Origin of the sequence: Neisseria sp. GT4A_CT1 (genome assembly GCF_000227275.1) — a bacterium.
Classification (GTDB): Bacteria; Pseudomonadota; Gammaproteobacteria; order Burkholderiales; family Neisseriaceae; genus Neisseria.
This window is the reverse complement of the sequence record NZ_JH164966.1, coordinates 221,748-230,195: the sequence shown is the minus strand read 5'-3', so window position 1 is coordinate 230,195 and position 8,448 is coordinate 221,748. Positions and strand designations below refer to the sequence as shown.

General features: G+C 49.7%; 8 protein-coding genes and 3 tRNA genes. 3 read left to right on the top strand and 8 right to left on the bottom strand.

Features of this window, described 5'->3' with window-relative positions; all coding sequences use genetic code 11:
* On the bottom strand, positions 1 to 1,229 hold a 1,229-nt coding region (locus tag HMPREF1028_RS05815), incomplete at its 3' end, for a potassium transporter TrkG (protein WP_036529343.1).
* Between the two features lie 326 nt (positions 1,230 to 1,555).
* Positions 1,556 to 2,875, bottom strand: a complete 1,320-nt coding sequence (locus tag HMPREF1028_RS05810; protein ID WP_009311851.1) for a DUF445 domain-containing protein — start codon at positions 2,873 to 2,875, stop codon at positions 1,556 to 1,558.
* 442 nt (positions 2,876 to 3,317) lie between these two features.
* Between HMPREF1028_RS05810 and dld the strand changes: the two genes are divergently transcribed.
* Together dld and HMPREF1028_RS05800 are read left to right on the top strand one after the other, a co-directional pair.
* On the top strand, positions 3,318 to 5,009 hold the full coding sequence (gene dld, locus HMPREF1028_RS05805) for a D-lactate dehydrogenase (protein ID WP_009311850.1): 1,692 nt from the start codon (positions 3,318 to 3,320) through the stop codon (positions 5,007 to 5,009).
* Positions 5,010 to 5,159: 150 nt separating this feature from the next.
* Entirely contained in the window at positions 5,160 to 5,522 is a 363-nt protein-coding gene (locus tag HMPREF1028_RS05800) for a DUF2628 domain-containing protein (RefSeq protein WP_009311849.1), read from the top strand.
* Positions 5,523 to 5,676: 154 nt separating this feature from the next.
* Here the strand turns inward: HMPREF1028_RS05800 and HMPREF1028_RS05795 are convergent.
* The 4 genes from HMPREF1028_RS05795 to HMPREF1028_RS05780 all read right to left on the bottom strand — a co-directional run bounded on the left by HMPREF1028_RS05795 (position 5,677) and on the right by HMPREF1028_RS05780 (position 7,219).
* A tRNA-Asp gene (locus HMPREF1028_RS05795) sits at positions 5,677 to 5,753 on the bottom strand.
* A 32-nt stretch (positions 5,754 to 5,785) separates the two neighbouring features.
* Positions 5,786 to 5,861, bottom strand: a tRNA-Val gene (locus HMPREF1028_RS05790).
* A gap of 103 nt (positions 5,862 to 5,964) precedes the next feature.
* Positions 5,965 to 6,558 carry a GTP cyclohydrolase II gene (ribA, locus tag HMPREF1028_RS05785; protein WP_003763943.1) on the bottom strand — a complete coding sequence of 198 codons (594 nt, stop codon included), beginning with the start codon at positions 6,556 to 6,558 and terminating at the stop codon, positions 5,965 to 5,967.
* Entirely contained in the window at positions 6,551 to 7,219 is a 669-nt protein-coding gene (locus HMPREF1028_RS05780) for a hypothetical protein (RefSeq protein WP_009311848.1), read from the bottom strand. The genes ribA and HMPREF1028_RS05780 overlap by 8 nt, the downstream gene beginning before the upstream one ends.
* Positions 7,220 to 7,352: 133 nt before the next feature.
* Between HMPREF1028_RS05780 and HMPREF1028_RS05775 the strand changes: the two genes are divergently transcribed.
* Positions 7,353 to 7,437: transfer RNA gene (locus HMPREF1028_RS05775), tRNA-Leu, on the top strand.
* 123 nt (positions 7,438 to 7,560) lie between these two features.
* Here the strand turns inward: HMPREF1028_RS05775 and HMPREF1028_RS05770 are convergent.
* Both HMPREF1028_RS05770 and HMPREF1028_RS05765 read right to left on the bottom strand, forming a co-directional pair.
* A complete protein-coding gene (locus HMPREF1028_RS05770; RefSeq protein WP_009311847.1) occupies positions 7,561 to 8,100 on the bottom strand; it encodes an SRPBCC family protein in 540 nt (179 codons plus the stop codon).
* 111 nt (positions 8,101 to 8,211) lie between these two features.
* Positions 8,212 to 8,448, bottom strand: a 237-nt coding sequence (locus HMPREF1028_RS05765) for a LuxR C-terminal-related transcriptional regulator (protein WP_036529262.1), incomplete at its 5' end; no start/stop codon positions are given.

The following is an 8,448-nucleotide window of genomic DNA, read 5'->3' as shown; positions in this document are numbered from 1 at the left end:
ACAATCGTCGTCATGAAATAAATCGAAATAAACGCCATCACCGTCAGCGCCATGCGGTCGGGAATCATGCGTCCGTTGACCTTGACCGTACGCACCGCTTTCGGGTGCAGCAGAATCATCATCTCGCGCAGGCTGAATTTGAACAAGACCAACGCCCGCACGTTTTTAATGCCGCCGCCCATAGAGCCGGAGCTTGCCAACAGGTTGGATAGGAAAAACATCCACAGCGACACGATCAGCGGCCATTGCGCGAAATCCGTGTTGGAAAAACCGCTTGCCAGCCCGATGGAGACAAAGTTGAAGCTGACAAAACGCAGCGAATCCCCAAAGGTTGCATAAAAATCCTTCTGCCACAGATACACCGCCGACATCAAAATACTGCCCGCCAGCAGCACCAGCAGTACGCGGCATTCCTCATCCTGCCAATAGGATTTGAGCGAACGCCGTGTCAGCGCCGTGAAATGCGTGGCAAAATTCACACCGCCCCAAAGCGTGAAAAACATGATCGCCCATTCGACGGTCAGCGAATCAAAATAAGCGATGCTGGCATCGTGTGTCGAAAAACCGCCCAGCGACACCGCCGACATCGCATGGCAAAGCGCGTCAAACCAGCTCATCCCCGCAAAATGCAGCGTCAGAAAAGCCGCCGCTGTCGTCATCGTATAGAAGAACCAAAGCTTTTTTGCCACCTGCGAAATGCGCGGCGCCATCTTGCTTTCTTTGTCCATTCCCGGAATTTCAGCCTTGAAGAGCTGCGTTCCGCCCACGCCCAGCATCGGCAGAATCGCGACCGCCAGCACGATGATACCCATGCCGCCCAGCCAGTTGAGCATATGCCGCCAAAAATTCACCGAAGGGGCCAGCGTGTCCAAGCTCGTCATGACCGTCGCGCCCGTCGTCGTCAGTCCGGACATCGCCTCAAAAAACGCATCGGTAAAACTGATGCCCGGGATGTGAATATAGATCGGCATCGCCGCCACCAGCGCAAACGCCAGCCACAACATTAAAACCAACGTAAACCCGTCGCGCGGGCGCAGCTCGCGGCGGAAATGGAAGGTCAGCAGCCAAACCGCGCAAGAGGTCAGCGTCGTTGCCAAAGCCGTGTAGGCAAACGCCGGAAATGCGTTGTCCAGAAAAAAATACGACATCAGCGTCGGTACTGCGAGCACCATGGAAAACAGCAGCCCCAGTCTGGACAAAACGTGGACAATAGGGAGGAATTTATACATATCAATCTTAAATAGGGGTCGTCTGAACGGCGTAACGGGCTTGAAGCTGCCGTCCAGATCCGCCTGCGAAATCCACATTCAAGCCGTCAAAAGCGATCGGGAAATTTTCAGACGACCTGTTTTACAGACCATCCTTAGCAGGCAGGTACAAAAAATCGGTCCGTAATTTTATCAAATTAGGCAAATGGCGTTATTGATATTTTACAGTCGGAAAAGGCAAGGGGTCGTCTGAAAACAGCGGCTTCAATCGACATAAACGGACGAAGTAGGGATAAAATGCCGATTGCTTTTTACGCCGTTGGGCTTTCAGACGACCTCTTTGCATACTATCCCGCCAGCCACAACGATACCGTATAAATCACCAGTCCGACCAGTCCGCCGACGAGCGTGCCGTTGATGCGGATATATTGCAAATCCTTGCCCACGCTCAATTCCAGTTTTTCCACCATCAGGCGGCTGTCCCAGCCTTTGACTTTGTCCGAGACGAACAAAGCGGCCTTATCTTTATAACGCATCACAAAATCCCGAACCAAAAGCGAGATCCGTACATCCGCCCGACGCATAAATTGCGGGTATGCCTGAGCTTGCGAACGCATATGGTTCAGCAGCTTTTCCAGTTGCGCTTGGCACAAAGAGTCTTGTTTTTCCACATCTTCCCGCGCCCAGTCCAGAATGCCGCGCCATAAGGTCATGATTTGACGTTGCAGGGCGGACGATTGCGCGAGCTGTTTTTTGAATTTGTCCAGACGGCGGTGCCACAGGCGCGAGGTGGTCAGGCGTTCGGTCAGTTCGTCGTATTGCACCAAGAATTGTCGGCGCAGCGCGTTGTCCTGCTTGTCCGCAGTTGCCAAATAGCCGTCTATCCATGCCAACGCTTTTTCTGCCGCCCAATCATCGACTTTCTCCACCAAGGTCGATTTCACCGCCGCTTTAAGCCTGTCCCAAGTTCCGGGATTGCCGCCTTCGATTTTCGCCGCCCATTCGCGCAGGTTCTGTTCCAACATTTCGCGGGTTTCCGGCGTTTTCAGCCAACGCCGAATCTGACGGAGCAGGCTTTCAAACGCTTTTTCGTGCATCCCTTGCGCTTTCAACAGCCGCAAACCGTCGGCAAGCGCGTTGCCGATTTGTCCGCCGCTGTAACGTTCTTCCAGCAGCATTGCCGTAAAACGCGCCGTCTGTTCCGGTTTGGCGATGGCAAGCAGGGTCGGAATCTGCTTGGAAAGCCAGGGTAGCCAGTGCGATTTCACGTCTTCGCCGTCCAGCCATTTCAATAATTTATCGCTGGGCTGCGCTTGATAAATACGCATGGCGATGGGTTTGCCCTGCAAAAAATTGTGTTCGATAAACCGCCCCAATTCATCGCCGATACGCGCCTGATTGCGCGGCAAAATCGCGGTATGGGGAATCGGCAGCCCGAGGGGTCGTCTGAAAAGCGCGGTTACGGCAAACCAGTCCGCCAGCGCACCCACCATCGCTGCTTCGGCAAATGCTTTGACAAATCCCAACCAAGGATATTGGCGTACATAAACGGTGGAGGCTGCAAACAGCCCGCACGCCGCAAGCAGCAAGCCCGTCGCCCAACGCCTGCTTTTCGCCAACTTTTTGCGCGCCTCATTTAAGCGGACTTGTTCCGAAAGGGTGTGCATTCCTTTTCCTTTTTTTGAAAATCGGGATTTTTGAGTGGGTGTGTTTGATCAATCGGATTATACGCCGTATTGCCTAATTTTTAATCATTGTATATTTTGATTGAGAATAGAATAAGTTAGCTGACTTTTCCACAGACTGCGCACACAAAGGCAAACACGGAATGTGACTAAACCGACAAACTGCCTATTTTTTAAGCATTGTATTTTTTTGTTTGATTATCAAAAGGTAATAGAACTTATTCACAAGCTGTTCACACCGTTCAGCAAAGAAATTGTGTATAGCGGGGAAAATGGGCAATTCAGGGGTAGGGCGTTTGGACGGATGATGTGGATGGTTTACAGTATTCCTTTCCGGACCGTATTCAGACGACCTTTACTTTGCCGTGTCGCGTTACTACAATCACTATTTTAATCCAATAAAACCAGCCCCAAGGAGCGCATTATGAACGCCTCGCAATTAATCAGCAGCCTGACCCAAACCGTCGGCGAAAAATACATCATCACCGACCCCGCGAAAACCGAACAATACCGCCAAGGCTACCGTTTCGGCGAGGGTAGGGCGTTGGCGGTGGTGCGCCCCGGAACCATTCTGGAAATGTGGAAAATTTTGCAGGCATGCGTCGAAGCGGACGTGATTGTGATTACGCAGGCGGCGAATACCGGTTTGACAGGCGGCTCGACCCCCGACGGCAACGATTACGACCGCGATATCGTGATTGTAAACACCATGCGGATGAACATCATCCAAACCATCAACAACAACGAACAAGTCGTCTGCCTGCCCGGCTCTACCCTGAACCAGCTCGAATTGCTGCTTAAACCTTTGGGGCGCGAACCGCATTCAGTCATCGGCTCTTCATGTATCGGAGCGTCCGTCTTGGGCGGCGTGTGCAACAACTCCGGCGGCGCGTTGGTGCAGCGCGGCCCGGCCTACACGGAAATGGCGCTGTTCGCCCAAATCAACGAAGAGGGCAAACTGGATCTGGTCAACCATTTGGGCATAGATTTGGGCGACACGCCCGAAGAAATCCTGACTAATCTTCAAGGCCATCACTATCAAAGAAAAGACATCACGCAAGATGCGGGCAAAGGACACGACCACGCCTATTGCGACCATGTGCGCCAAGTGGACGAGCCGACCGCCGCGCGTTTCAATGCCGACCCGGCGCGTCATTATGAAGCGTCCGGCTGCGCGGGCAAACTGATGGTATTCGCCGTCCGCTTGGACACTTTCCCGCAAGAGAAGCAAACCGCCGTGTTCTACATCGGCACCAACGACATCAACGAACTGACCGACATCCGCCGCGCCGCCTTGGGTGAATTTGAAAGCCTGCCTATTTCCGGCGAATACATCCACCGTCATGCTTTTGATATTGCCGACGTGTACGGCAAAGACACGTTCTACGTCATCAAAAAATTCGGTACACACCAACTGCCGAAATTATTTGATTTCAAAGCCAAAGTTGACCGATTCGGCAAAAAAGTCAGCTTTCTGCCCAAACATTTTTCCGACAAAGTCATGCAGTTCGTCAGCAAATACTTGCCTGACCACCTGCCCAAATCCATGCGCGATTACCGCGACAAATACGAACACCATCTGATTCTGAAAATGGGCGGAAAAGGCGTCGATGAAGCGCGCGCGTTCCTGAAAGAGTATTTTGCGCACCACGGCGGCGCGTTTTTCGAATGCAACGCCGAAGAAACCCAAGCTGCCATGCTGCACCGTTTTGCCGTCGCCTCCGCCGCCATCCGTTACCGCGCCGTGCATGATGATGAAGTGGAAGACTTGGTCGCGCTGGACATCGCCCTGCGCCGCGACGACCGCGACTGGTTTGAAAAACTGCCGTCGGAAATCGACAATAAAATCATCCACAAGCTCTACTACGGACATTTCATGTGCCACGTTTTCCATCAGGATTACATCATCAAAAAAGGCAACGACTGCATGGCATTGGAACACGAAATGCTTCATCTCTTAGACCAACGCGGCGCGCAGTATCCCGCCGAACACAACGTCGGCCATTTATACGAGGCCAAACCTGCGCTCAAGCAGTTCTACCGCAAACTCGACCCGACCAACAGCTTCAATCCGGGTATAGGCAAAACCAGTAAGAAGAAAAACTGGGCTGAGTGATAAGGTTGGGATTGTGTAAGTAAATGAAAGGTCGTCTGAAAACCAAATTGAGTCTTCAGACGACCGTTAATCTTATAATGATTCAACTTTTTAATATATTTTGATAGAATCATGACGTTAACTTTTTAAGGCATAAAAGAAAGGTATTTTATGAAACTTTACAAGATTTTTAAAAATCCTATGAATCAGTATGAGGCAGTCAAACAAGGCTGGTCTTGGCCTGCATTTTTCTTTGGGGCTATTTGGGCTTGTGTGAAAAAAATGTGGGGTTTGGGGATTGGAATATTTGTTACCTTTATTGTGTTAAATGTATTAGCTGGTCAGAATGAGATGTTGGGTGGCATAGTCGGCCTTCTTAGTTTAGGCGTTTATATAGTATTCGGAATGCAAGGTAATGCTTTGCGTGAAAAAAATCTGGTTAAACGCGGTTATGTAGAAGTACCTCAACTTATTAACGCTGCTAACCCTGAAGCTGCAATTGCCCAATATATTGCTGAATATGGTCATAAATAAAGCTTTTTGAGATTAAGGTCGTCTGAAAACAAACGTAGCGCATTTTATTCAAACGCTTAACCTGTTTTCAGACGACCTTTTTAAATTGAGTATCCAAAATATAAAATGCATCGACCAAAAATAAAAGCACCGATAAATCGGTGCTTTTTAAATTTGGCGCGGCGGACGGGGCTCGAACCCGCGACCCCCGGCGTGACAGGCCGGTACTCTAACCAACTGAGCTACCACCGCGCATCATTGTTTTGCAACAATGAAAGGAAAACTGGTGGGTGATGACGGAGTTGAACCGCCGACATTCTGCTTGTAAGGCAGACGCTCTACCAACTGAGCTAATCACCCGAGAACTCGGGATTAAACCAAAAAACCTCTATCAGGGCAAGCCGTTTGTTTCAAGATAAATATATTTATTTGAATATAAATAATAAATAAGTTTAGTATTATCTCAATCAAAAATCATATGCCCCAATTTATCGGCTTTAGTGTGCAGATATCGTTCGTTTTCCGCATTCTCGCCGACATGGAGCGGAATACGTTCGACAACATTGATGCCTGCATTTTTCAACGTCTGAATTTTTTCAGGATTGTTGGTCAACAGCTTGACAGCACGGATATTCAGATGGTCGTAGATTTGCTTGGCAAGCGTAAAGTCGCGTGCGTCAACGGGCAGTCCGAGCGCGAGGTTGGCTTCGACCGTATCCATCCCCTCGTCTTGAAGCTTATAGGCACGGATTTTGTTGATTAAGCCGATGCCGCGCCCTTCTTGACGCAGATAAACGATCACACCGCGCCCTTCTTGTTGAACCGCCTTCATCGCCGCCTCAAGCTGCGGGCCGCAGTCGCATTTTTTGGAGAACAGGGCATCTCCGGTCAAACATTCAGAATGGATGCGGGTCAGGACAGGGAGGTCGTCTGAAAAATCGCCCATCGTCAAAGCGATGTGTTCTTGCCCACTCAGTTCTTCAAAACCGTGCATAGTGAAGTCGCCCCATTCGGTAGGCAGGCGGCAAGAGGCGACGAATTTCAAGGTATTATTCATGCTCTTCTTCCTTGTCCTCGATGCCTGCCAATGCTTTCAGCGGCTCGGCAAGTGCCAACGCCAGCGCCGACCAATCTGTTTGGGCTGCGTCATCGGCTTGATCTTTATCGGTAAATTCAACGTGAACCACGCCCAAAACCGTTCCGTTTTGCGTTGCCACAGGGATGGACAACTGGCTTCCGCTGCCTTCGTTCCGACTGCCTTGGATTTCGTCCAGCAAAAGCCAATAAGCAATATCGTTGGCAATATTCATCCAACCGCTTTGCGCCGTACGGCAGGCAAGGTAAACCGTACCGTTTTCTTCATGAATAGCCAACAGATTTTCCAAAGGCTCGCCTTGCGCCGCGATACGAACCAGCCTTGCGTGCGGTTCGCCAGGAAGGTGAATGTAAACCGCCGCGCTTTTGACGGCTGTTGCACGGCTGAATACCGAATCCAAAGCCATGAAAACCTGTTTGAGCAAAGCTTCGTTTTCAGGCGTTTCTTCAATATGGTCTGCCAGCTTCCAACCGTCTTCCTCACGCCACAAAACCGAGCGGTCAATCGAAGCATTGCCCATATCCATCACCGTCTTTGCGGTCAGATAAGCAATACGGAGGTCGTCTGAAGACAGCTTCAAACCCTGTGTCTGTAAAAAATCCTGAATCAGTAAAACAGGCATGATGTTCCTCTTTGATATTAGTGTGTTCCGGCAGATAACCGATCTGCCATTATATCGGTCGGAATAAAGCAATTTCAAGCCAAAGGTTGTTTGCAGAGCAGGATACTTTGTGTATAATCCACAGTTTCATCGCGCGGACGTGGCGAAATTGGTAGACGCACCAGATTTAGGTTCTGGCGCCGAGAGGTGTGAGAGTTCGAGTCTCTCCGTCCGCACCATTATAATCATATGAAACATATACTTACGACATGCTGGGACAGTTATGGGATACAAAAAAGCCGTCATTTTAGACGGCTTTTTTATTTTTTATGGTTGGTGGTGTTTGGGGATTTAGGCTTCGATCAGGGCAGTTGGTCGTCTGAAAAGTCTGAGGTGGAAGTTGTTTGCCTTCTTCTCAATTCTTTATCCAAATCATCCTGATAGGTTTGCATTGCTGTGTCTAAATCCATCAATGCGTAAGCTATGAGGCGGATGATTGGGTTTTTGTAGTGGATATTTTCGGTAGCGGTAAAGAGGGTGCGGTTGGCGGATATGGCTTCTAATTCGGCTGTCCATGTGCCATGAAACAGTTGGTGTTCCATTTTAAAGGCGTAATAATCTGGTTCGCGTTTTTCTACGGTGATAAATCGGATGGTTATTTTGCCTGTTGTTTCGAGCCAAATTTCTTTGTCTTTTTCTTGGCTGACAATTTGTAAATTGTCCAAAGAAGAGCGGTATTGCCAATGTTGATTATCGGTAATGGTTTGGTAGACACGGTCTATCGGTGCATCGAATACGGTTGTTTTGCAAAGTCGGCGTGTTTGGGGGAGCATTAAGCCGATGAGATAGAGCAGGACAAGTAAACTAATGGGAAGTAAAACCAAATAAATCAGTATCTTCATTTCTACACCTGTTTGATGGAAAAGGTCGTCTGAAAATGGTTTTAGCGAAATTTGCTATGTCCGTTTTCAGACGACCTTTTTTGTTTTTACCGCATCAGCATCCTGAGCCGTTTAATTAATTTCAGGCTGCGGGACTTTGTGTTGGACGGCGTAAACGGCGGCTTGGACGCGGCTGCTGAGGTTGAGTTTGCGCAGTAGGTTTTGGACGTGGACTTTGACGGTGGATTCTGCCAAGTCCAGATGGCGGGCGATGACTTTGTTGCTGTGTCCGGCGGCGAGGTAGCCGAGGATTTCGAGTTCGCGCGGGGTGAGGGCTGAGACACGCAACAGGGGATAGGCAAGGCACAC